This window comes from Halorubrum rubrum, from assembly GCF_024494685.1.
GTDB classification, from domain to species: domain Archaea; phylum Halobacteriota; class Halobacteria; order Halobacteriales; family Haloferacaceae; genus Halorubrum; species Halorubrum rubrum.
This window is the reverse complement of record NZ_JANHDM010000008.1, coordinates 1-23,524: the sequence shown is the minus strand read 5'-3', so window position 1 is coordinate 23,524 and position 23,524 is coordinate 1. Positions and strand designations below refer to the sequence as shown.

Annotated in this window: 24 protein-coding genes and 3 pseudogenes; 15 read left to right on the top strand and 12 right to left on the bottom strand. The window is 57.1% G+C overall.

The genetic code is table 11. The features are described 5' to 3' along the window. Nucleotides 1-73 precede the first annotated feature (73 nt). Nucleotides 74-1,138 (top strand): ABC transporter ATP-binding protein, encoded by a 1,065-nt coding sequence (locus tag NO889_RS09810; RefSeq protein ID WP_256412075.1) that lies wholly within the window; start codon nt 74-76, stop codon nt 1,136-1,138. After that, nucleotides 1,135-2,052 (top strand): ABC transporter permease, encoded by a 918-nt coding sequence (locus NO889_RS09805; protein WP_256412074.1) that lies wholly within the window; start codon nt 1,135-1,137, stop codon nt 2,050-2,052. Before NO889_RS09810 ends, NO889_RS09805 begins: the two co-directional genes overlap by 4 nt. 52 nt (nt 2,053-2,104) lie before the next feature. On the opposite strand, the gene NO889_RS09800 is transcribed toward NO889_RS09805, so the two are convergent. From NO889_RS09800 to NO889_RS09790, 3 genes are all read right to left on the bottom strand, one after another. After that, entirely contained in the window at nt 2,105-2,944 is an 840-nt protein-coding gene (locus tag NO889_RS09800) for a hypothetical protein (RefSeq protein ID WP_256412073.1), read from the bottom strand. A 59-nt stretch (nt 2,945-3,003) separates the two neighbouring features. Then, a complete protein-coding gene (locus NO889_RS09795; RefSeq protein ID WP_379787259.1) occupies nt 3,004-3,456 on the bottom strand; it encodes an ArsR/SmtB family transcription factor in 453 nt (150 codons plus the stop codon). 92 nt (nt 3,457-3,548) lie between these two features. Beyond that, nucleotides 3,549-4,358: a DUF7847 domain-containing protein gene (locus tag NO889_RS09790; RefSeq protein ID WP_256412071.1), complete on the bottom strand. Its 810-nt coding sequence runs from the start codon at nt 4,356-4,358 to the stop codon at nt 3,549-3,551. A 746-nt stretch (nt 4,359-5,104) separates the two neighbouring features. On the opposite strand from NO889_RS09790, the gene NO889_RS09785 reads away from it, so the two are divergent. Together NO889_RS09785 and NO889_RS09780 are read left to right on the top strand one after the other, a co-directional pair. Then, entirely contained in the window at nt 5,105-5,632 is a 528-nt protein-coding gene (locus NO889_RS09785) for a hypothetical protein (RefSeq protein WP_256412070.1), read from the top strand. 87 nt (nt 5,633-5,719) lie between these two features. Further along, nucleotides 5,720-6,124, top strand: coding sequence for a hypothetical protein (locus NO889_RS09780; RefSeq protein WP_256412069.1), 405 nt, complete (start codon nt 5,720-5,722; stop codon nt 6,122-6,124). A 73-nt stretch (nt 6,125-6,197) separates the two neighbouring features. Here the strand turns inward: NO889_RS09780 and NO889_RS09775 are convergent, their stop codons facing one another. From NO889_RS09775 to NO889_RS09760, 4 genes are all read right to left on the bottom strand, one after another. Next, nucleotides 6,198-6,911, bottom strand: coding sequence for a hypothetical protein (locus NO889_RS09775; RefSeq protein WP_256412068.1), 714 nt, complete (start codon nt 6,909-6,911; stop codon nt 6,198-6,200). Nucleotides 6,912-6,913: 2 nt separating this feature from the next. Next, nucleotides 6,914-7,741, bottom strand: coding sequence for a DUF6159 family protein (locus NO889_RS09770; RefSeq protein ID WP_256412067.1), 828 nt, complete (start codon nt 7,739-7,741; stop codon nt 6,914-6,916). Nucleotides 7,742-7,755: 14 nt separating this feature from the next. Continuing rightward, nucleotides 7,756-8,142, bottom strand: a complete 387-nt coding sequence (locus NO889_RS09765; RefSeq protein ID WP_256412066.1) for a hypothetical protein — start codon at nt 8,140-8,142, stop codon at nt 7,756-7,758. 110 nt (nt 8,143-8,252) lie between these two features. After that, entirely contained in the window at nt 8,253-8,765 is a 513-nt protein-coding gene (locus NO889_RS09760) for a hypothetical protein (protein WP_256412065.1), read from the bottom strand. Nucleotides 8,766-8,885: 120 nt separating this feature from the next. Here NO889_RS09760 and NO889_RS09755 point away from each other — a divergent pair, with 120 nt between their 5' ends. Next, the gene (locus NO889_RS09755; RefSeq protein ID WP_256412064.1) at nt 8,886-9,998 is read left to right on the top strand and encodes a peptidase; all 1,113 of its coding nucleotides are present in this window, start codon (nt 8,886-8,888) and stop codon (nt 9,996-9,998) included. A 24-nt stretch (nt 9,999-10,022) separates the two neighbouring features. On the opposite strand, the gene NO889_RS09750 is transcribed toward NO889_RS09755, so the two are convergent. Further along, nucleotides 10,023-10,475: a DUF5518 domain-containing protein gene (locus NO889_RS09750; RefSeq protein WP_256412063.1), complete on the bottom strand. Its 453-nt coding sequence runs from the start codon at nt 10,473-10,475 to the stop codon at nt 10,023-10,025. A 214-nt stretch (nt 10,476-10,689) separates the two neighbouring features. Beyond that, nucleotides 10,690-11,151, bottom strand: a complete 462-nt coding sequence (locus NO889_RS09745) for a cupredoxin domain-containing protein (RefSeq protein WP_256412062.1) — start codon at nt 11,149-11,151, stop codon at nt 10,690-10,692. A gap of 310 nt (nt 11,152-11,461) precedes the next feature. Between NO889_RS09745 and NO889_RS09740 the strand changes: the two genes are divergently transcribed. The 6 genes from NO889_RS09740 (at nt 11,462) to NO889_RS09715 (ending at nt 17,115) form a co-directional block, all read left to right on the top strand. Continuing rightward, a complete protein-coding gene (locus NO889_RS09740; protein ID WP_256412061.1) occupies nt 11,462-12,241 on the top strand; it encodes a hypothetical protein in 780 nt (259 codons plus the stop codon). A gap of 255 nt (nt 12,242-12,496) precedes the next feature. Beyond that, a complete protein-coding gene (locus NO889_RS09735) occupies nt 12,497-14,401 on the top strand; it encodes a serine hydrolase domain-containing protein (protein WP_256412060.1) in 1,905 nt (634 codons plus the stop codon). Between the two features lie 60 nt (nt 14,402-14,461). Next, entirely contained in the window at nt 14,462-14,890 is a 429-nt protein-coding gene (locus NO889_RS09730) for a DUF2178 domain-containing protein (protein ID WP_256412059.1), read from the top strand. A gap of 5 nt (nt 14,891-14,895) precedes the next feature. Beyond that, complete coding sequence (locus NO889_RS09725; protein WP_256412058.1) at nt 14,896-15,099, top strand: helix-turn-helix transcriptional regulator; 204 nt, start codon at nt 14,896-14,898, stop codon at nt 15,097-15,099. 413 nt (nt 15,100-15,512) lie between these two features. Then, complete coding sequence (locus tag NO889_RS09720) at nt 15,513-16,496, top strand: DUF3592 domain-containing protein (protein ID WP_256412057.1); 984 nt, start codon at nt 15,513-15,515, stop codon at nt 16,494-16,496. Between the two features lie 85 nt (nt 16,497-16,581). Beyond that, nucleotides 16,582-17,115, top strand: coding sequence for a hypothetical protein (locus tag NO889_RS09715; protein ID WP_256412056.1), 534 nt, complete (start codon nt 16,582-16,584; stop codon nt 17,113-17,115). Here the strand turns inward: NO889_RS09715 and NO889_RS09710 are convergent. Beyond that, nucleotides 17,111-17,530: pseudogene (locus tag NO889_RS09710) on the bottom strand (PAS domain-containing protein); the annotation flags it as partial. The gene NO889_RS09715 and the pseudogene NO889_RS09710 sit on opposite strands and share 5 nt — an antisense overlap. Nucleotides 17,531-17,560: 30 nt before the next feature. Further along, nucleotides 17,561-18,475, bottom strand: a pseudogene (locus NO889_RS09705) (site-specific integrase); the annotation flags it as partial. Nucleotides 18,476-18,668: 193 nt separating this feature from the next. Here NO889_RS09705 and NO889_RS09700 point away from each other — a divergent pair. Continuing rightward, complete coding sequence (locus tag NO889_RS09700) at nt 18,669-19,193, top strand: hypothetical protein (RefSeq protein ID WP_256412055.1); 525 nt, start codon at nt 18,669-18,671, stop codon at nt 19,191-19,193. Nucleotides 19,194-19,510: 317 nt separating this feature from the next. On the opposite strand, the gene NO889_RS09695 is transcribed toward NO889_RS09700, so the two are convergent. Continuing rightward, nucleotides 19,511-20,569, bottom strand: coding sequence for a PAS domain-containing sensor histidine kinase (locus NO889_RS09695; RefSeq protein ID WP_256412054.1), 1,059 nt, complete (start codon nt 20,567-20,569; stop codon nt 19,511-19,513). 358 nt (nt 20,570-20,927) lie between these two features. Between NO889_RS09695 and NO889_RS16545 the strand changes: the two genes are divergently transcribed. The 3 genes and pseudogenes from NO889_RS16545 to NO889_RS09685 form a co-directional block, all read left to right on the top strand. After that, on the top strand, nt 20,928-21,146 hold the full coding sequence (locus NO889_RS16545) for a DUF7511 domain-containing protein (RefSeq protein WP_425498817.1): 219 nt from the start codon (nt 20,928-20,930) through the stop codon (nt 21,144-21,146). 169 nt (nt 21,147-21,315) lie between these two features. Continuing rightward, nucleotides 21,316-22,188 (top strand): hypothetical protein, encoded by an 873-nt coding sequence (locus tag NO889_RS09690; protein WP_256412053.1) that lies wholly within the window; start codon nt 21,316-21,318, stop codon nt 22,186-22,188. A gap of 796 nt (nt 22,189-22,984) precedes the next feature. Continuing rightward, nucleotides 22,985-23,404 (top strand): annotated as a pseudogene (locus NO889_RS09685) (polyphosphate kinase 1); the annotation flags it as partial. Between the last annotated feature and the right edge of the window lie 120 nt (nt 23,405-23,524).

Below are 23,524 nucleotides of genomic sequence, written 5' to 3'. Positions count from 1 at the left end.
GAGGGCTGCCTTATAAAGAACACCATCAATTCGAGAAGGCGCTACCCAGTCCCAACTGAAACGATACAATGCGATGACGAGCCGACAAACACACCCTCAACAGAATAGCGCTGATCTGTCTCAGGAAACAGACCTCGCAATTGACGCGCAGAACGTCACTGTCACTTACGAAGACGGAACAGAAGCAGTTCGTGGCGTCTCGTTAAGCATCGAGAAAGGCGAGTTCTTTGGCTTCCTCGGACCGAATGGGGCCGGAAAGACGACTACTATCAAATCGCTCGTCACACTCCTACATCCAACGGAGGGGTCAGTACGAATCAATGGCTATGACACCGCAACTGAGCCAGAGAAGGTCCGGCGATCTATCGGGTATATGGCCCAGGAAACGAGTATCGACAGAGAGTTGACTCCGCGAGAAAATCTTCAGTTAGCCTGTAGACTGTACGGTGTCCCGGTAGACCAGCGCGAGGATCGGATCGAGGCACTACTCGATCTGGTGGATCTACAGGATGTCGCTGACACGCGGTCGGAGAAGTTCTCCGGCGGGATGAAAAAGCGATTAGATGCCGCGAGTGTCCTAGTACATCGCCCGCCAGTAGTTTTTCTCGACGAGCCCACGACCGGTCTCGATCCAGAAGCACGATTGCGCCTCTGGAACTACTTCGAACAGATCAATGAGAAAGGGACGACAGTGTTCCTCACGACGCAGTACCTAGAAGAAGCCGACCAACTGTGTGATCGCCTCTCCCTGCTCCAGGATGGACAGATTATCGCAACCGGGTCTCCGGAGACACTCAAATCCGAATTTGGGATGGATATTTTCCAGATAACGATCGAAAATACCGTCGAAGAACGTATCGAGCGCGCCGTACAGGCCGTTCGTCGCATCGACACGTTCAATGAGCCGACGATACGAACGACCGAGGACGGATTCATTGTCAGGTCAGCGCGAGCCCGCGAAGCTACAAGCGATCTTTTCGCTGCTCTCGACGACGCAGGTGTTTCAGTCAGCGACTTCGACATTCGCTCGCCCACGCTTGACGATGTCTTCCTCGCGCTGACGGACGGTTCGTCCGACACCACTAGCAGGGCAGACACAGGTATGGCGTCGCTCTCCGCTCAGGAGGTGTCGACATGAGCAGTCACTCGACCGACGAAGGCCCCGTCGTAAGCGACACCGCACAGGAAGCTTCAGGCAACAGCACCACAGCTGACATTCGCATCAGTTTCAAGCGGTGGCTGGTCAAGAATTTGCGCAACCCCTATGTCATCTTTACATCGCTGGTGCAACCGATCATCTTCTTTGTCTTGTTCGTCGAGGTGTTCGGGGCAATCGCCGGTAGTGCGCTCTCGGAGGCACTTGGCCCCAATATCAGCTACGTCACGTACCTGTCTCCAGCTATCATTATTATGTCTACACTCTCGTCGGCAGCCACCTCTGGCATCGGACTCGTTGACGATATGGAGGAGGGAATGTTCGAGAAGATGCTTGTCTCGCCGATGAACCGGTCGGCCATGTTCTTCGGCAAAGTCCTGTCCGAGGTGGCTCGAATCGTTGTCCAGACAGTGATAATCCTCTTCCTTGGGTATCTACTGTTGATTCTCAAAAACGGCGCAGCATTCGATCAGTATCTCCGTACGGGTGCCGTTGGTATCGTTGGCGTCGTTCTCGTTACAGTGATCTTCGGCGGCGCATTCATAGCGTACTCGAACATCGTTGCCCTGATTTCCCGCGATCAGGAGGCGACAATTATGTTCGCGAACCTGCTCACATTCCCGCTAGTATTCATTTCGAGCGCTTTTCTCCCCCTCAGCGTACTCCCGGGATGGATCAGGACTGTCGCTATACTCAACCCCATCACTTACGGCGTCGATGGCGTCCGTGCTATCATGCTGGGACAGGACGTGATGACGGTTTTCGAGGTGACGGCATTCGGTGGAATCTGGAACACGGTCGTGTCCGCAGTGGTCATTCTCGTGGGATTCAATCTTCTATTGGGTTCGGTTGCAATCCGTCTCTTACGCCGCGCTGCCAGAATCAAAGTACAGTAGTTCAAGATACCATCCAGTTATGGGGCATTGAATCGCCGACATAAGCCCCAGTTCACGACACGATACCTTGGACGTAGATGTGCGCGTAGGCGCTTGCCCACACGATTGTGAGTAGTTCACTGACACTCGATGAGAGTACGCTCAAAACGGGGTTTAACCGGGCCAGACTCGTCCCCATCTCGGGGAGATATATTGGGAGAAAGAGACTAACTGCACTTCCAATAGCGATCACCCCGATAAGCACGAATTTTCCTCGGTAGTTCGTCGTGATGCGCCAACTCACGCGGAATGATTTGAGCGGGCCGTACTGGCCGATGACACACGCCTCAAGTGCGAACCAGAACTTGTACAGGAGAAACAGAAACGGCACGGCAAAGGTGATTCCACCGATCGCTGCAGCGACGGGGAAACTGATCATATCTACCGGCGTGACCGGGAGCACACCGAAAATAAGGAAGAGTGGTAGAGCCAGGAAGAACGGTATTGTCATCACCAAAACCACGGTGAGAATGACGACCCCGAGTAGTGATGGCGTCCGAGCGAGGCTTCGATGTAATCCCTCACGTCTCGTGACGGGCTCCCCGGTCAGTTCGCCGGCGACTATCGTTCCCACGTAGGCACGGATCAAGATGATGAACGCAAACGCCGTCAGGACCTCAACCACGCCGATTACAGGCATCGGAAGCACGTTGACACTATCCGTTTCGAGCAGCCGTCTGGCCACAATGATCACGCCCGCGAAAACGACGATTGACGGATAGGATCGAAACAGGCGAACGGACCAGACTAACGCATCGAGAACGCTTCGACGAGTTGCGGGTATTTCGATGTTGCGGCATTCGAGACATCCACAGCCATCGACATCGTCTCGGGCCTTGATCGTCGGTGCCACGTCACCCGTGGTTGTGTCGGCAGTAGAAGCGCTTCGGGCCGGTGTGTCGGTATGTTCGCTCATTCGGCAGTAACGAACTGAGAGATAGATTCGCCGGCGGCAAGCAGGATCGACGGTGGACCAAGCAGTGAGGCGAAGGATTTGAACGCGCGTTTGAGACTCGGCCGATCGTCCTCGGTGCCGAGAAAGAGCAGTGTTGGGTCTTCAGAAACGACGTAGACGCTCATCTCCCGGCCTTTCTCCGAATAGCAGGTGTCCGTAACTTCGATCACGCCAACTGATTCGAGATTCTCCAAGTGGTAATGGACGTTCTGTACGCTCTGATTGAGCTGATCAGCGATCCGTGACGGCGTCGCCGGCGTTTCGTTGAGCAGTCGAAAGATCTCGTAGGCGGTCTCGGAAGATAATGCTTCGATCACGTCTCGCGTCCCGTCGTCGTCGAGACTCAGGACGGCCGGAGTATCGCTTCGTTCGACGGTTGCGTCAGTTTGTGTCGGGAGGATCCGTGACATAGGGTTTGGCTAGTTTCTGTGGGCGGCGATCGCGGGGACCTGATCTGTTCGGTGGTTGTTCGAAACTATCGTACGTAATTGTTGGTGGATGGTCATACTGAGTCCAGAGTATCAGTTGAGGCAGCGATTAATCGCATATAGTAGGCCGTGTACACCGTGTAGAAGTACGCGAAGCCGACCGCGGAAAGAACGATCCCGATCGGGAGCAGGACACCGATCGGAATCCCGAGCTCGATCGGTAATACGTCAGCTGGGCCAGCATCTGTCATTGTCAGCTGGACCAGGTATTCGGGAATGAAGAAGACGTTCAGCAGGACGAGCCACGCCACGGAGAATCCAGTGACGCTCCTCAGATTCGAGCGAACGAGCCCAATACTTCTCCGGAACGCATCAGTGACACTCGCGTTTTCGATGACGATCGCCGTGTCGTAAAACTGTACGAACATAATGACAACGAGGATCGACACCAGCCAGATAAGCACAGAGATGACGCCTGCTGCGAACGCAGCCATCTCGTGAATCGCGGCGAGTGCTATCGTTCCGATACCGAGGATGAACCCGAGGAGCCCAAATCCGATCGCGGTTCCAAACACGAGTAGCACGAACACCACAGTTGCAAGGAGAAGCCGAAGGTAATGAGTCCGGGCTACAGTAAAAAAGTGGGTGAGCGATGCGTCTGTGCCGTCGATCGCGGCTCGGGCAGTGCCGATGAACCCGCCGATAACGAACGGGAAGACGATCAGCCAGGCGAGCGACACGCCTGCCGAGAGATATGGCGACTCGATGAGGTGATCGACGTATTGCAGCTGGCTGCCGGCCCCGACAAGAAGGCCGGCGACGAACAGGATCGGATTCGCGCGGAGGGCGGTGAATCCATCTTTGAATGCGGAGACGATGACCATCGTATCTACGGGTTACCCCTGTCATATATTAGGTCGAACGTAGTATCAAAACCAGATTTAATTATTTGAGTCCTTCTACCGCCTGTTTCGCGGGCACGACGCAAAGCACAGTTTCGATTTGAGCTATCGGGGTCTTGAAGCATCCCGCCCAGCGACAACTGGCTACTCGTGATACTACGTCAGTATCGTATATTCTTCGACCAGTTCTGTGAGAGAGAACCGTTTCGAACCCTATCGATGATCGGTAGACGTGACAAATGAGTGATCACTATACTCGACGGACACTGTTGACGACACTCGGGGCGGCGGGCGTCACGAGTGCCGCTGGCTGTCTCTCGGCAGGTGATAGTCGCTTTCGATTGAGTGCGTATCCGACAGAGGATCCGTACGAAGCGTTCCTACTGATAGATCCAGCGGGACACCGGGCCCAGTTCGCTATCGATTACCCTGACGAGTACAAGCGTGCCGTCTGCGATGAACTGCTTACGAGTGGTTCGGTTACTGTCCTGAACTACCAGTTGGCCTACGAGTACGAGTTCGGCTCTGAGCAACGGGAACGCACCCAGTTCGCTACGGACAGCGATAGTTACTACGGGATCCACGTCGATACCGTTCGTACTGTCGAACGAGACTGGTAGGAATTCTATCTCGACTTGCAGGATGCGGAACAGCCAGACAGTACTGATCCGGTAACAGTACCGGTCACGTCACTGTCCGACCGAGACCAACAGATACTCCAGCAGGCGATGGAAGCCGCAGCGGCGGATCGAGACCCGGCGATCGATGTCGGTGATCAGAAGCCTAGTTCACGCGGCGTCACGTATCACCACCACCTCGATACCGAAGCAAGCGATCTCGTCCCATCGCCGCCGTTCGAGTATCTGCAACACAACGACCATCTGTTCCAAGCACGAGCCGAGCAGAATGCCATCCCCGTGACCGAACGGACGTTCACGGCCGAGCAGATCGGAAGATCACGATCTGAATACGAGCGACACGTCCGCGACACCGTTCTCGAAGTCGACTTTTCTACAGTCTCGCTCTCAAGCGAGGCGGCGGACGTACTCGACACGGCAACGGACGGACGACCAGTCTCGGGGTTCTATGAAGAGTCGCCACCAATATCGGACGGACTCGACACAGTCCTCACGCAGCTCAACGCCGCCGACCACGTCCAGGAACACAGCGAGTATACCGAATATACAACGTTTCCGAATATGCACGCGGTCTACGACGGAAGTTGGTACGAATTCGAGTTAGCTGTCTATCCCTGAACGAAATCACCAGCTGATAGCTTTTGGTCTGGTTGCGGTCTGTATAACTAGGTGATTGATTAAGTGCCTCGATCAAAATTATGAATTATGCCAAACACAAGTCCTTCTATACTTTTTGAAAAGAAAGGTGAGGGACACCCACCAGTAGATGTTCTCGGTCTCGTAGCCGTATTAGCGGTGTTCTCAGCCCTTTCGTTCCTGTTTGCGGCACTATCTCAGTTATCGGGGCCAGTTGTTGAAACGGGGGTCAGTCCCCAAACTGTCGCTGTTTTCCAATGGAGTGTGGTAGGAATTGTACTTGGTATACTGACGGGCTTTGTCTATCAACAAAGGCCTATTGGCTGGTACGGAACACTCATAGCGGCGATAGTTAGTGCGATTCAGGCTGTGAGAATAGATATTCCATTTGGGGTATTGATCATCTACCTATCGGTCCCAACGGTCGTGATCACTCTCCTGTTGGTACGCCGAGACACATTCTTTGGTCGGTAGGTTCGCACTCTTCAGCGACCAGCTGTTTCGGATGAAATATGCCTGAAGGATAAGATTTCAACAGCAATCGGATTTAGCTTCGATCGCCAAGTGCCGCTGTCAACGCCCGGATTTGCCCCCATCCGTTGGATCGAAGCGCTGCAGGCAAGCGGCGACGCGCTCCATTAAGTGCTGTCCGCAGGGCAGCCGAGGTACTCTCAAAGATTCCCTGGCCGTGTCCGACGAGGATTCGTTGTGGAGATAGCCCTTCGAACACGGCTCGGGGTGGTGCGAACCGGCATAGAAGGTATATTCCGAGCTGCTCCTCACCCACGGTGAACAGCGGTGAAGTCCCGAGTACGTCGGGGACGTAGAGTGTATCGTCGAACCCGCGATAGGCAATCGCTTCAGACCAGCCCGGGAACGGACGGCAGCGATGGAGTTCGAATCCGGACGTACCGACGGTACTCGTTTCCGGTTCGATCGGAGCATCGAGTTGAGATGTCGCCCGAGAGAGCCACGAGGGACAGTACACTGGTACGTCGTGACGCGCCGCGAACACGTCCGCGTCACGGACGTGGTAGTTCGAACAGACGATCACGCCGTGTACATCCCCAAGCGTCGAAAGCCCTTCATCAATTCGTGGCGCGTCGATCGGATCGATGAGCCACACGCCGCCGTTCTCTCCAACGACGGCATGACTCGTCCGGCGACCGGTTTCGTTCGGATGTGCGAGCCACCCGATCCCATCGTCCCATCGATCGATGACCTCGTACTCCGAAGCCGGACACCGGTCGTAGATCGGCATCGTCAGCTCTCGGGAAAGACCGTGTCCGGATCCCGAGCCTCGAACGGGCCGACCCCTTCACCCGTCGTCGCATACCGATACAGCGCCGTCCGGACGATTGCAGATGCCGTCTGCGAGCCCACGATGGCAGTGACGATGATCACGCCACCACCGACGAGCGCCCCCGCAGCGAGCACGCCATTGAGCACGAAATATCCAACCGCACCCAGTGCGACGCCGGGCAACGCAACGAGTAGGAAGACGAAACTCACGCCGAGCGTAGCGGAGACGCTTTCTCCCCACGTGTCTCGAAAAAGCGATCCACTTCGCCGGAGCTGGCGGCGCAGACTCCGTCGCTCGTCAAGGACGATGACTGGCACGATGAAGAACGTCAGGAGCGCCCACGCGAGATTGAAGACTGCTCGCGTCAGGCTTCCGACCACGCCGAACTTCTCATCGAGGATGTACAGAACCGTGCCAAGCGTCGCAGCGACGACGGCCCACACAGCGATCTGACGGCGGGCACGCCACGCTGCGGCGAGTCCATCTCGAACGGATGTTGAGTTACCATCGAACAACTGGGCCGCACAGTGCACCACGGCAGCGTTGAAAAACGTCGCCACGCTCGACGAAATCGCAATCACACAGAACAACGCCCCGTACTGGTAGAGATCGTTGGTGACAAGCGACTCGACGAGTCCCTGCTGGAAGACGATCGTTGCGAGCACAGTGAAGGCGCTCCCGACGGCGAGAAGGCTCAACACCGGCAGGAGTATCAGACTCGGTTCGCGAGTGAACACACGCAGGCTGTCACGGGTAATGTCGAACCCGCGTCGGTATTTAGAGGCCATACTGACTCACCAATTTAGGGCGGCGTTGCAACGACAAAGCCGATTTCGTCCATGGAGACTCCGATTGACAACGCGTTCTCTGGATCGGTTTCTTCCCATCGATACGTGTTCTCCAACCCGTTTTCCGTGTGAATCGTCACGTCAAGTGGTTCATTGGACGCGAGACCCGTGTATCCGTGATCGCCGTTCGCCGAAATGGCTGCCGTGTCGTCGACGAGAACCTCGCTATCTTCAACAGTGCGGATGACCGTCGTGATGTCCAGTTCGCGCTCCGTTTGATTGTTCACGATCAGATGCGGTGCGTTCTTCTGTGTCGTATGTGCCACGGCACCGCCGATTGCGCTGAGGGCAACACACCCTGTGAGCAGGCCAATCGCCTTTCGTCGCGTGATGGAGGGCATCTGTAGCAGGATTCAACAATAGCACGTATAAAAACTTGGAAGAGTCAAAATGGGCTTGGAACGAACAGAGGAGTTTCGCAGCGCTTTGTAGGTAATCCAGATGGTACCGGTCACGCCTGTGCGAAGTCACTCAACGACTCGCCAACGATAAAGCCGATCGCGTCATCGACCCCTTCCATACCGAACGCGATGGCGAGCATCTCCTCGGACGTGTCATCAATCGAGATTGACTCTGATGTAGTGGATTCTCCCTGAACTTCGGAATCACCATCCAATTCGACACTGGCTTCATAGGTGCCGGGCTCAGTCCACACGTCTTCGTAGGCCGTCACGCCGTCTTCGTCGTTGTTCTCGTCAGTATCGTCATCGTCGGATTCTGGTGGTAACTCGAACGATTCTGAGAGAACAGTCTCATCTCCCGGACCGGTGATGGTCACAGTACCGGTAAGGACATTCTCAGTTTCGTTGAAGAGATTGACATCGCCTAACGCGAGATCGGCAAGGCTGTTCACGATCGTCGTACAGCCAGCTGTGCTGCCGAAGAATCCAACGCCACACGCGGCGAGGAATCGGCGTCTGTTGGTACTGTTCGAACACTGACTACGTGTCTGGTGGAGGACCATATACAGCATCAGAGAGCAGGCGATGTCACTATCTCGAACGTTCAAAATCTGTTTTGAGAAACGGCTATCGTTTCCCATCAATCGCAGTGATTTTAGTGCGTGTTTCAGGAAGACACCAGTATGGCTGCCCTCCAAGCCACGCCACCCTCGATTAGTGCCGCGATCGCCGCATTTGTTGGACTTGCGCTCGTCGGCGGCCTCATCGGGCTCGTCGGTACCGTCGTGGTTCGCCGACTTCGAAACCCCGTCGGAAAGTACCGGTTGCTGTATGGAGCCGTGCTTTTCCCGTACGCATTACTCTCCTACGGCGTGTTCGCTCTCACTGGATCCGGGGCCGCGTTCCTGACGGCGCTCCCAGCTATTCCGGAACTGCTGGACGGAGTGCTCTCGCAGTTCATCACGTTCCTCGCGGCCGGCTGTATCTGGCTCGTTTCGTATCTCCCGACGGTACGAGGTGTCCGCGAAGTACGTGATCTCGAACTTGCCACTAGCACCGCGATCAGCAAGATGGTACGGTACATCGTTGGACTTAGCGTCCTTCTCACGGTCATACTCATACCGTTACAAGTGTTCTCGCTTGAATCCTCACTACTTGCCCCAGCTCTCACACTCATCGTTCTCATACTTGGTTTGCTGTACGCGTCCCCATGGGTAATCCCGCTACTTCGTTCGACGACGACACCAACTGGAGAACGTGCCGACAGACTGGAACAACTCCGTTCACGGGCCGGTCTCAGCGTTCGAGACGCCCGAATCCTCGATACTGAAAACGAAGAAACGGCGAGTACAATCGTTCGCGGGCCACCGACCTACCGACGCCTCTTCGTCACAAGTACATTTCTCGATGTATTCGACGATGAGACAGCCACTGCGCTGCTTGCAATCGAGGCAGGGAAACTCCGGACCCATGTTTTCGAGATCAGGCTTGGTACTGTCCTCGTTGCGAGTATCGCACTCATCGCGTCCGTCATCGGTATCGGACCACAGTGGCCGTTACTCGGACTCTCACTTGGAGTGGTTCTTATCGGGTTTTGGCTTGCCCGTCGACGAATTCGCACAGCTGACGAGTACGCTGCCGAACAGGCCGGGCGGACAACCGTCGCTGATGCGCTCATTGAATACGCCAACGTACACACCTTAGAACCAACACGAATGCGAGTCCCGAATCCGCTCTCAATCAAGGTGGCGCTCGGGGATCGAATCGATCGGCTTCGCACAGCCAGCGATCGATAAGTCTTGGAACCTATTTTTGAGATCTTACCCACTGATCTCGGAATTAGTTTTCTTAGCGACCCATCCGCCGAAGAAACCGCCGAATACGCCGATTAGTGTCCCCAACATCCCCGTGGCAAGAATAAGAAAACACAGAAGCACGACTGCGAATACTTGCCCACCCTCGGAAGCCGACGTGATAAACCAGCCTCGTAGAAAGTCAGACGACCACGCAAAGGCGGGAACCGTTCCGAGGATACCGGCACCCATCCCCGCTCTTTTGAAATGCCCTGAGCCGTCCGCAGCGAGAAAACCGGCGAAACCACTGCCGACAATCACTCCTGAGAGGTGATAATACGATTCTGCCCCGATAAACAGATTATGTACTGTCACCACCAGAATACCGACCACGCCGCCGAAAAGCGCATACACATACGTTGGCAGGTCCTGGTCGAACAACCAATCCATATCCATACTGCCTAATTCAAAAAGAAGCATATATTCGCTCCGTTGACTCAAACTGATCTCGAAGCTAGTTATTAGAATCTGGGATCAGATAATAGCTTCAATTCTTGTGTAACAGAAAACCAGTTGACACTTGTCCGATAGTGGCTGCGTACACGACACCTGTGGCCACACTCTGCACTGGTGTGGTCGCCAGCCAGCGCCCCCCCCCTGGCGTCGTGCGGCCCGGTTCACGAACCCCAGACAATCACTCGTCCTTGACGATCACTGTGCCGACCATCTCGTCCTCGTGCGGGACACAGAAATAGTCGTACTCGCTGGCAACCTCGAAGGTGTGTTCGTATGCTTCACCGACTTCGAGGTCACCGTCCGGCCAGGCATCTCGCGCCGCCTGTTCCGTGTCGTACTCTCCGGTCGAGAAAAATACGGCTTCGTCAGGGATACCGTCCTCGTAGGCCGTGACAGTATGACCCCACTCAGAGTCGTTTATCCAGCCGAGGCGTTCGCCGACGCTGATGGTCACTGTCGCCGGCGCGAACGCGTTGTCGGGAGTCACCATTCCGACGACCGCGTCGTTTCGCTCCTGTAGGTCCGTCCGTCGAGCGTCAAGCTGGCGTTCGTTCGGTCCGAAGGTCCCCGAGTTACAGCCTGCCAGCCCCAGTATGGTCCCGCTTGCGACTGCTGTCAGGAAACGCCGTCGCCGCGTCATATGAGCCGTATAGCGAGGGTATCATAGAATTCTTCCCATACCGTGAGCTCGTGCTTCCCAGATTGGCTCCGGGTTCGTAGTTTGTGATAGCGACGATGACGTGAAGTACAGAGCGAGAATTGGAAGATAGCGTCGATCAACGAGGTTAATCTGGCGGCCACTATGAGAACGGCGAGGTAATAACGACACCACTACTTCTAACTCGATGTCCCGATAGTAGTCCGATATGCCCTCCACTCACATCGAGCGAGCAGATTCTGGTCTCAGTTGGGAGACGGACCTACACGGCATTCGTCGGCTCCCACACCGGATGGCGGCATTCATCGTCACGATGCATCCTGTGATCTGGGTCGGCTTTTTCATCATACTCCCGTTTGCGGTTCTCGGTTCGATGACTGTCTTCGGCTCTCGGGCAGCCGTCGCATATGTGATCCTCTGTGCGTGTCTGTGGTTGATGGTATGGTTTTCGAGCGCAGGACTCAAAACGAATCACTACCGGCTCGATCCCGAGAAGCGCACGTTGACGATCAAACCTGAATTCGGCGATCCCGAGACAGAACAGTTCGCAGCGGCCACCGGCACCGATGAACGGACGATCGGCCTCGACACGGTAGATACGCTTCAATTGATTCCACTCGGCCCGATCGTTGCCGTTCGACTCCGCTATCAATCTCCTACTGTCACGAAACCGGAAGGGATCTTCATACCGCGCGAACAGGTACGCGAAATTGCGGGCCACTTTCGGTCATGTGGTGTGCCAGTCCCGGAATTGACGCCTGGCGATCGCCCGACGCCAGAGCGCCGGCCGCTCCGTCCTGTGGCCCGGATCGCAACAACGCCGATTTTGATCGGCGTACTCCCGGTCTATATCGTACAGGTTCGACTCGGAATCGACGTGTGGCCGTTTCTGTTCGGGTTCGTGCTTGTCACGTGGGTCGTGATCGTTCGACACCTAACGGTCCGGTTCGGTATTCACCCCGAGAGAGCGCGGGTGCGAGACTGGTTGCTTCGCTGGACGATTGATTTAGTCGTCGCGGCGCTTGGCTTGGCAGGTGCGTTTGGGCTTCTCACCCTCGTGGGATCGAGCTGACAACCGATTCTGAAAATAAAGATTCATATAACATGGAAAGTAAGCTTTACTGTAAAGTGTGTTTGACACCACGACTCCCGTGATGATGGTGCGAAGGTGGTCACCTCGCGCGACTACCGGGTTAGGTAGAGATATGGCTGTCTCAAACCACAACATCCGGCTGGCCACCTTCACCGGAGCAACGCAGGTACACGCTCAATCAGACGACTTGTCCCGCCTTTCACGGCGTGAATCGTCTTTCACACATTCCCACCGATGCCCTCCACACTCTCACGACGCGGATTCCTGTCGCGATCCGCGGCCGTCGGCGCTGGCACCGCCGTCGCGGCCAGCGGTCTCGCCAGTGGTTCGACCGAACCGACTCAGACGACCAGCGTGGATGCGCTCATCGACGACGCGGCCACCCGCGCGTTAGCTGACCACGATGCGGGCGGGCTGACGGTCGCCGTCGTCGACGGCGACGAGGTCCACACGAGCGGCTACGGCCACGCCTTTCGAAGCGAGGACGTCCCGGTTCGAGCAGATGAGACGCTCTTTCGCGTCGGCTCCGTCTCGAAGGTCGCTACCTGGACGGCTGCGATGCAGGTCGTCGATCGCGGGCAGATCACACTAGACGCACCGGTGGACGACCACCTCGAAACTGTCGATCTTCCCGAAACGTACGACGAACCGATCACGCTCGAACATCTCGCCACCCACACACCGGGATTCGAAGTCCGCGGACGAGGCGACTCGGCACGCGAGCCTGAGTACATCCGGCCGCTCGCTGAGGCAGTATCGACAGACGTACCGGCACGTGTCCGGCCACCCGGCGAACTCCACCAGTACACCAACTACGCCGCTGCGCTCACCGGCCAACTGATCGCGGACATTTCAGGACAACGGTTCGGGTCGTTCGTCACGGAAAACGTGTTGGCGCCGTTAGGCATGTCGAACAGCACGTTCCAACCGGCCCCGCCCGATCTCGTGCCCGCCGAGGAAACAGCCGTCGAAGACGTTGTGAGTTTCTACTCCGACGTGTCGCCCGCATCTGGGCTTCATACGACCGGGACAGACATGGCGCGGTTACTCCAGGCGCATCTACACGGTGGCGTCGCCGACGGCGAACGGGTCCTCTCGGAGCGTGCGATCGATTCGATGCACCAGCAGTGGTTCACCCCGCACGAGCGGGTCGACGGGATGGCGTTCGGACTCTTCGAGCGATCGCGTGGTGATACTCGACTAGTGCGTCACGGCGGCAGTGTCCCGCAGTTCGCCGCTGAGTTCGCACTGATCCCAGAGGAAGATGTCGGCCTCTTCGTCGTCGCCCACGGCAACGAGGCGTCCGGCGCGAAGCAGGAAGTCGTAGACGCACTCTTCGACCGATTCGCACCCGTCGATTCGAGCGGAGATCGACGAACGCCCGACGGGATGCCCGAGCGTGCCGACGAACTCGAGGGTCGATACCGGTCGGTGAACACGACCGACACCGTCAGTGCCGAAAAACTCGTCTACGGACTGCTCACGGGCCAGCCGGTCGACGTCCGAATCGCTGACGACGGGCGGCTCGTAACCAAACAGGGAGACAGGACAGACGAATGGGTCGAAGTTGAACCGCTCGTATTCGAACACGTTGAGGATGATTCGACGCTGCTGTTCCGTGAGACGGATGGTGAAGTGACCCACCTGTTGAGCGGGCTGAGCGCGTACGAGCAGATCGGCTACCACGAGCAGCTATCGGTACAGGGATGGCTAACGGTGGCGGCGTCTGTCATCGCGCTGACCGGGTTGGTGGGATGGCCGGCAGCCCGCGGGTGGCGTCGGTATCGCGGTGGCGAGTCACCACCACAATCTGTTACTCGCGCTCGATGGGTGGCTGGCGCAGGCCTCGCCGGACTCTTGCTGTTCGTGTTGTCCTTTGTCGGTGTCATCGTCGCCGTGGCGTCGATGGACAGGCCGACGCTGTTCAATCGTCCGCCCGCGTGGTTCGAGGTCGTGTTCGTCGTGCCGACGCTGGGAGTCATCGCCACCGCTGGCGCAGTCGCCTACGCGGCTCGTGCGTGGCTCCGAGACGACTGGTCGCTCGTCACTCGTGTCCACTACTCGGCGGTTGTTGGCGCGATGAGCGTCTTGTACTGGCTCCTACAGTACTGGAATTTGCTGTGGGTCCGGCTGGGTTGAACACGATCATTTCGCAGACAAAGATTTATTTTGGCTGTAAAACATACTTTACTGTAAAGCATGTTTGACAACATAGTGTCTGAGACGGGTGACCCAGGACGAGCTCGCCGTCTGTACTATCGGAGCGTGTACGCTATAGTGACCGTGTCGATCGTCGGATTACTCGCCGGGATGGCCACAGGACGAGAACTCATCGGAACGAGCATCTACTGTGTTGGCGTGTGGCTCGGCGGCGGAATCTCATTTCTCGCTCCCAAACTCACCGACGTACCGCTCCAAGACGAACGAGATACGGATCTCTACAACCGTGCTAGCGGCTTGACGCTGGGTGTCTTATTCGTGGGTGGACTATCCGTCATCCCGGTGATCTACGTGCTTGAGGCTGCGAGACGCATCGAGACGCCGCCAGAAGTGAACGGTGCGATATTCCTGGCTTCGGGGCTCTTTTTGATGTGGGGCGTCTCCTACGGGATCGTCAAGCGACGATAACCATAATGGAGAATAACCTTCCACGACGACGCGAGGCGGCAGGACTCAGCCAAGGTGAATTGGCTGAGGCAGTCGGGGTCACTCGACAGACGATCAACGCCATCGAGCGTGAGCGCTACGATCCATCGCTGGAGTTGGCCTTCAAGCTTGCCGCCCATTTCGAGTGCCACATCGAGGACATCTTCCAGCCGGAAGAGAACAACGACTAGACGTAAGTTTCAGCAAACTATGGAAATAGACCACACGTAACACTCTGGTACGCTACAGTCTTCATCATCTCATTAGCGTTCTTCGCGTTTATCCTTGCGCTCCCAACCGGATGAGAGACAAGAGGATTTCAATAAAAATAAGATTGTGCTCCGAATCAAACCCTACAGATGCCCTCCATCTTTGACAGTCCAACCATCCGCTATGGTATAAGCTTCGTTAATGCCGCGGTCATCGCCCTCATTGCATTCGCCTTTCTTGAAGGCACAATCCGTTGGGTCGCACTCGGAATTGCTGCCATTGAGGTGATCGTCACCCCACAAATACTGAAACACGCGGAGTAGCACCCTCTCGGTATTAGACTTCGATACAATCGACCAAACTACATCCACAAAGTGTGACGGTGTTTACATAAATGGAGTTCGCCGTTCGAGGCACACCGGTTCGAGTCACAAAGGGCACTATTATTATCGTGCTCGTCTGTCTATCAGGGATCACCTTCGGCGGGTACGACTATGTTCAACAGTCCGAAGCGGTCGACGATGCCGTGACAGTCGAAGCGACGATCGAGGAGGCATCCGTCTACCAGTCGGAGAGCCGCGGGAGCTCGGATTACTACGTTCAAATCGAGTTTGCCTATCAGTTCCAGGGAACCCAATATACCGGTGACCAACTGTTCCCCGGTAGTATTAGCCCATCGTATGATACGCGAGCAGACGCCCAGTCAGCGATTGAGCCATATGAAGCAGGTGAGACGGTGACGGCATACGTCGACCCTGCCGACCCGAGTGATGGGTTCCTTGAGCGGCAGACGATAACAAGTTCATTCGAATTCATGGCTATCGGTGGGCTCGGTCTGCTCCTTACCGCGCTCAACGCAATCGGTGCGCGAAAACCAGGGGCTGAGACAGGGCTCCGTTCCGAACACGAATACACCTCGACACGGTATCAAACACTGTTCGGTGTCGACCGAGGGACAGTCCACAGCCTCAGTATACGGCTACTCAAGATAGCATTATTCGTGCTACCGGCCTCGGTAGTGAGTGTTGCGGCGGTTCTTCTCTTCGTGGGATCCGGGAGTGACGAACCAGTCCACCTACAAGTCGAACTGACGGATCCGAGCGGTGTGCTACTCGGGATCGTATTTCTGGCGGCGATCACGCTGGTCATCTCAGTATCGCTCTACAGCGTCTGGTCGTTCACCGAATACAGGCGACTCCGTGACCGGATCCCGGACCCACGTCCGCCAAGCCCGTTCACACATCCAACGCGGCTCGTCACCATCTGTATCGGCAACTATGAGCTTGACGCCTATGGAAAGCGAATCCAAAAGACCGGGGTCGCGTTCTTGGTAGTGCTCTTTTTCGTCGGCACACTCGCACAGATACTGATATTCTGAACAGCATTGACCTCCTCCCGCGCCTGAACAGTAGGTGCCGAAGTAGCTGAGTTGTTGTTTTCGTTGTTGGTGACTAATCTGTGGCATGATTCACGCAACGGAGGCGAAACAGCTGTCTCGTGCTGCTTCTAGGCTGTTATTCACACATCTCGATTTTGCGACTAAGCCGAACGGACAGTATCCGAGCGAGGACTTCCAGAAAGTCCTCGCTCGGAGTTCCTTCGACGGCGAATTCGTCCATACAACCGCCAAAGAGCTTCAGCTTGCTCGAAATGAAGAGATTGCTCTCCAGCAACGAAGTCCACTTGCCAAATCACTGCTCTACCATCTTCGTGGACTGAGCCCGGACACCATCGACGCTCAGTTCGATGGCGTCCGGGCAGCCACGTTCGCTCACGCCCGCCGTCGGCGGGCATTCACTCGTCCTGTCGATGTTGCGCTCGATATTCACGAATGGCTCTACTACGGATCTGACGACACACCGCACGTCTGTGCGGTCAATCCAGACCGCGGAACAAACCTCGCGTACGCATTTGTGACACTCTGTATCGTCGATCCTGCCGTTCGATTCACGCCCGCATCCGAATCTGTCGAGGCGGATGACTCCCGCACGCTCTGAGATTCCGTTCGAGGTCAACACGCTCGGTGATATCGACGCCTTCGACAACGATCGAGACGAGATCGTCGCGCTCGTTTTCGACGGGGCGCACGGAGAGGTCGATAACGCGCGGATCATCGACGTCTGGCGGCTGTGGGACGACCGCGTTGCCGAACGTCCCGTCGAGTGCTTTCTCCACGAGCTGGTGGACATCCGTGTTCGTTGTATCGGCCTGTGACCACCACGGAAGCGTCCAGAACGGTTCGCCGACGAGCGTGTCGATAGCTTCATCGACCACCTCTCGTGCTGTCTCATTCACACCGACAAGTGTACCATCCGGGTCGAGCACCCACGTCGCAGTTCGCGAATCGTTGAAGACCGCGTCGAACTGTCTGGCCCGATCCCGTTGCGTGGCCGACCGCCGTGCGGTCCGGATTACTCATCAAAGTTCGTCTCGTTTCCTCGTTCACGTACGGTTCAGAGAGTCGACTTCGTTGAGTGCTTCTGTCGCCACATCACCGAGTTTGCCAGCCTCGGTGTGAGAGTACCGCTCCCGAACCATCTCTTCGGAGTTATCGAGATACCTGGCCGCCACCGTGTACCCGAACGCCCGGACAAGCACCTCACCCATCCTGCGTCGACCGCCATGCGGAGCGAGGTAATCGTGTTTTGGATGATCGATATCGATCTCTGCGGCCTCCGAGAGTCGTTGAAGAATCGACCGTGCGCCGTCCGTCGTGATCGACAGCGGTCGAATTCCCTCATCGAGCGCCAGCAGGAGGTCGCGGGCGTATTCGTTACGACACTCAGTACTCGCTTCTGGGCGTTCCCCTCGTTCGGCTAGCTCTTCCTCGACGAGTTCTGCGAGCGTCCGTTGGTCGAACGTCGGGAACACCGGCCAGCGCTTCGTGGCTGGATCCATCAGCTGGCGGTAGCTCCGGAGCAGCGAGATCACCGGGTCAGGTAGACTGGCGGCGTCCCACTGCTGTTTCTTCCGGTAGACGTCCATACTTCCGTCGTCGAGGGAGAGATCCTCCCAGCGGACGCCGCGCCGACGCGGGTCGTTTGGATCTCGGAGGAGTTCCCCAACGCGGACAGCTGTGTACGCGAGCACGAACACCAGCGCCCGGTCACGAGCCGCCTTCAGCGCCGCGTAGCGTGCTCGCTGCTTATTCATGGGGGAAGTTCCTCCGGGAGTGTCGTGTACGTCTCGACAGTGTCGCGGGCCTGTTCGTCGACGTAGCGGGTAAGGGCGTGGCGCTGTTCCGACGTCCAGGCCTGCTGGTCACCGGGCTTGCGGCCGTCGTCCTCCGGCAGCGGCGCCATCGCACTCGCCCGGCTGCGCGTAGTGCGCCTCGAGATACCCGTCGTTGACACACCACCACAATCTCGGAGGATGTGTTTGATGCGTGTCTTCTATTCAAGTCAGTCTGGCAGAATTGAAAGGAGAGCTGGTATATTAGCATCCGTTGTAATCCTCAGATGCTGACAGTAACCAGCTGCTGAATACAGAGGATACAACTGTCACCGACCGGTTGCGCTCAGTTATATTCCCACGCAGCGTTCAAGGCCGTATGGTCACGTGGCAGCAACGCTCGGTGACGTGGTGGCGGGATATGGGTGCCGGGGTCATCACGGCGGCGGCGGCACTCGCCGCCTCCATCCTTTATTTGCTCGTGGCGATGGTTGTCCCGTTACGGCTGTCGCCAGACGCGCAGTACTGGGTCGGACACGCGCTACAGTTCGCGTTTGTCGCGGGATTTGTGCTGGGCACCATCGTCTGGCGACGGGTCATGTCTCGGGTATCTACTCCGGAACAGGGGGCCTTCGTGGGTAGCGCGATGGCCCTCGGAATCGTGGCACTCGTCCCGATACTGGCAGGAGTGTACGTACTACTGTTTCCACTCCTCCTCAGTATCGTTACCGGCCAGGGGTTACACTACGCAATACAGCTCTATCCGGAACCGCTGTGGACTGCTGTCGATGTTACTCGAACCGTCGCTACTGCGTGGAGTCCGCTAGTCGGTGCCCTGCTCGTTCCCCTCGGAGCGGTCGCAGGGTGGGCCTCCCAGCGTCGCCGTCGGCTCAGTGGGCACTGACTGTGTCGACTCGTGAGCGGGCCGGTGTCCGCGGGCACGTTTGCCACCCACCTAACCGACTCGCGCGATATATTCAGCATGCCGCCGAAAACATATTATCGTTTGAGGATTTCAACAGAGCCGCTTGCGATTCTCAAGTGTGACTCACAGGTGCGGTCGCCTCGGTTGTTTTCGTGAACCCTCCCGTTTCGCCTCTGGACATGTCGCTGCCGACAGCGCTCGGATCGATATCGAATGGAGCGAATTGGAGACCTATTCGTGCTAACTGAGGGAGGGTAACTCCCACCGAGACGTACGCGCCGTCGCGAACAGCGAACTCAATCGGTCATCATCGAATCCGGGAACTGCTTAGGTGGCAGGAGTAAACAGACGGCGTTTCCCCCGGAATTCCGCGATTCGAACAATACCTCTCCGCCGAGCGATTCGACGCACCACTTCATCACGAACAGGCCGATCCCGGAGCCGTGGGACGTGCTCGTGGTGACGGTCGGCGAAAACAGCGCGGCGATCTCCTCGGGCGGGATCGGCGGATTTGTATCTTCGATGCGGATCTCTGCGCGACCGGTGTTGGGCGACGGGCCGACCGTTATCTCGACTGCCGGCGCCTCGTCGTTGCCGTGGACAATCGCATTCTCAATGGCGTGTGCGAGCGCGTAATTGAATGCGTCGTTTATGTCGATCCACATTTGTTTTCGTTCGTTTACCCGGATGTCCGCGCCGGGATGTTCGGCACCGATCCGGCTCACGACGTTCCGTACGGCGCTCACGGCGGAAACTCGGTTGAGGTTTCCTTTTGAGTCGGTCACCGCGTGTTCGATTTGTTTCACGGACGTCGCGATGTTCCCGAGCTTCTCGCCTCTAGAAAGAATGGTTGAGACCACTTCTTCGGACGGTCCGCTCTCGGGGCCGTTCATCGCCTGCTCCGCACATCCGATGATAATCGCGGCCTCGTTCCGGAGGTTGTGCCGGAGGACGCGCCAGAACAGTTCCGCCCGATGATGGGTGTCGTAGTGACGCGTAATGTCCCGTACCTCGACGTGGACACAGCGGTCCACCGTCGGGCGCTGTCGAGAAGTAAATACCTGAATCCAAATGAGTTCGCCGTCCGCTCGTTTGGCTCGCCACACGAACTGTTGCGGGCTTCCGTTGGCGGCCCTGGAGAGTCGATTGTGGAACTCAGACTCGGTGTGTGGGTACGTGTTCGCCGTGTATTCGGCCACGGAGAGCTCACGCAGTCGGTCCGAACTGTAACCGAGGATTTCCTCCAGTCGCGCGTTCGCATCGATAACAGCCCCAGAGGCGGCGTCATAGATCGCCACACCGGTGTGGAGCGTATCGAGTACCGGCGACAGTGTCCCGCATTCGGGCGAGGCCATACACCTGGGGATTTCACCGAGGCACGGTTTTCGTTGCTATGAGTGATATATATTGCTCCGTACGAAATCAGCGACCGAAGGGGCGTTCTCTGATCAAGAGAGAATCGAATTTGTATCAAACCGAGTATGACATGATCGCCCATCTCCGGAGTCCCGTCCGGGCCTACGCCATAGTCTGATTATCTCAATCTGAAAAACTGCGATCTAAATGTCGGAGAGGACTCGCCTTCGTCGAGCGAGAACGGGCACGACGGACTGGTCACGAGAGTATATATCCCACCGGTCGGCTTCTAACGCGTCCGTTCACCTATTATAAGGGTTCAAGCGCAGGCTGCCGAACAACCCGAACGAGTAACAGATGACAACGGATACCAACCGGGGGTCGAGGAACGACGAGACGACCGGGCGGAAATCGGTGAGTCCCGCGTTCACTGGTCTGGTACATCAAGTCGACAGGCGGTCGTCGGGTCCCGATCGGGTCACGGTGTTCCCAGCAGAGGCGACCGATGACGAGCGGCTGTCGACGTGGGTGACGGTGGATGTCGACCCCGTCGTCAAGCCCGAATGCTTCCGATAACCGCCCGGATGTACCGCGACCGCGTCGGGCGAGACGGTCGAGAAGCCCGACGGTGCCGGCCCATGTCGAATCCGATGCCCTGGTCAACGTGGACTCGGATGTTTCGCCTGCCGCCGATTCGGACGCCTCTACCGGTGACGGACGAATCCGAGGTGATCCGTCGGTGGGGATGAAACGACGGAAACTCCTCAACAAAGCGCTGGACCGAGTAGCGCTCGGGGTCGTCGCTTCCTCAGTCGTCGAACTGTCCGATCTGTGGTCTGCGGCGCTGTCCCTTTCTGCGAGCGAGCCGACGCGGCCGACACCCATCGACGCGAGAGATTCGGTCGCTCGGGAACGGACCGCGGACGGCTACGCCATGACGTACGAGTGGACGGACCGGTCCGGGCGTGAGTGGCGTCTGGAGTTTCCGATCGAACGGTCCGCGTACAGAGAAGCGGCCGACGAGATGCACGGATATCTGAGTGGCTTCGAAGCGGCGAAGGCGAGTGCTCATGCCGAGCGGCTCACGGAGGCGCTCGTCAACGCGAGCGCGACGGGCAAGTATACTCGGCGGTCGCTTCCTGAGTCGGTCCTTATCGACGGGGCGATCGGACTCGTACACTCGCTCGAATACGCGACGGATGCGGAATCGACGGGAGCGCCGGACTACATCCGAACCGTCGAGGAGACGCTCGTCGATGGCTGCGGTGACTGCGAGGACCTCACGTATCTGCTAGTCGCGATGCTTTCGCAGCCGGCGTTCGGCTACCGGACCGCGATGGTGATCCTTCCCGGTCACATGCTCGCGGGCGTTCACAGGGACGACCTCCCGGCGGCGTACGCCGACGCGCCCACCCTCCCGGGAGGAACGTACGTTGGAATAGAGTGCGCCACGTCTCGCCCGATCGGCGACTTCAAAAATGAGCCCGTGCTAGCGGTGTACGGCGACGGCGTCGAATACATCGATCAGTCGGCGATCACCGACATGGGCGAGGAGTTCCTCCAAGACCCGACGCAGTTTCAGACGATTGCCGACGCGTCGGCGAAGCGCCCCCACTGACCGGAGCAACCGTGGTCAACAACCCCACCTTACCTCGCTCAGTCTACCGACTTCGCTCGGTGGGAGAGGTTCTTATCCGTGAGCTTAGCCTCGAAACCGGCCAAGTAACGGTGAATTTGCCACTCGGCGTCACCGTCCCAGACTTCAGGGCGAGTTGAATACGGACGGTTTCAGCGGCGTCAACTATATCGGGACGTTGGGACTGAGTGTAGCAAATATATTTGGCTCTCAACTATTATATATTGATATAGACGACTATTAATCGGGCTTCTTGTAGTTAGCGTAGCATCTGTAAGTCATGGAATCGGCTATGGTCCTTAGCTGTCCAGTTTGTAACGCCATTCGCGCACTCGAAGGGCGACGAAGCGAGTACTCGAAACAGGATCTGTACGCTCGCGTGAAGCCACATCTAGGTAGGCACGATCTCAACGAGCCCAAAATGGCGATTCGAAAGTACGGGATCGTTTCTGACGCTACTGAGATTGTCATTCCCTCGGGGACTCACCAGCGACTTCCGATCGAGGAGTGGACGGAACGCGACGACACATGGCTTCCCGATGGTGCCCTGTCCGGTGGCGAAGGGTCTCTGTCAGCACCCGAACCGTCAGTCGAGATCTCGTCCCGCTAACTCGATGTCGAAAGGTACCCGATCACAGTCAGGTGAACCCAGAACATGAGTGCTACTCTCTCATTTGTAAGATGTCGTTTCCGCTGACCCAAAAATGATAGGAATCTTTCAGTTTGACAGATACAGGAGCCGCTTCACGGTATCAACGCTCTTTACGCGGGTGATTCTGTGACCGACAGAGACCTCACGAACCCAGAGTACTACCTCAACAGAGAACTCTCCGAACTGGCGTTTCAGGAGCGAGTTCTTCGAGAGGGAATGGACGATCGGAATCTGCCGCTCGAACGGCTCCGATTTCTCGCGTTCTTCACGAAAAACACCGACGAGTTCTTCATGAAGCGCGTTGGCGGACTCAAACAGCAGATCGACGCCGGTGTGACGAAGACGACGCCCGATGGACGGACACCGAAAGAGCAGTGGGTCGAAGTACTCGACACCGCACGCCCGCTCTTTGCGCAGCAGTCGGAATACTGGCAGTCTGTTCTCAAACCGACGCTCGCCGACGAAGGGATCGAGATCTGTACCCCTGACGAGTTACCCGAAGGAGATCAAGAACAGCTACGGACGCACTTCGAGGAGTCTGCTCTGTTGAATCCGCAGAAGGCAGCAGGATAGCGTCGCTCTGAAGGCGGAAGCGAAGCGGAAGAGCCGAATGTGTCCAAACTCCTCTTCCGCTTCGTTAAGCAAGCCGCGTCGCTGGCTCAAAAG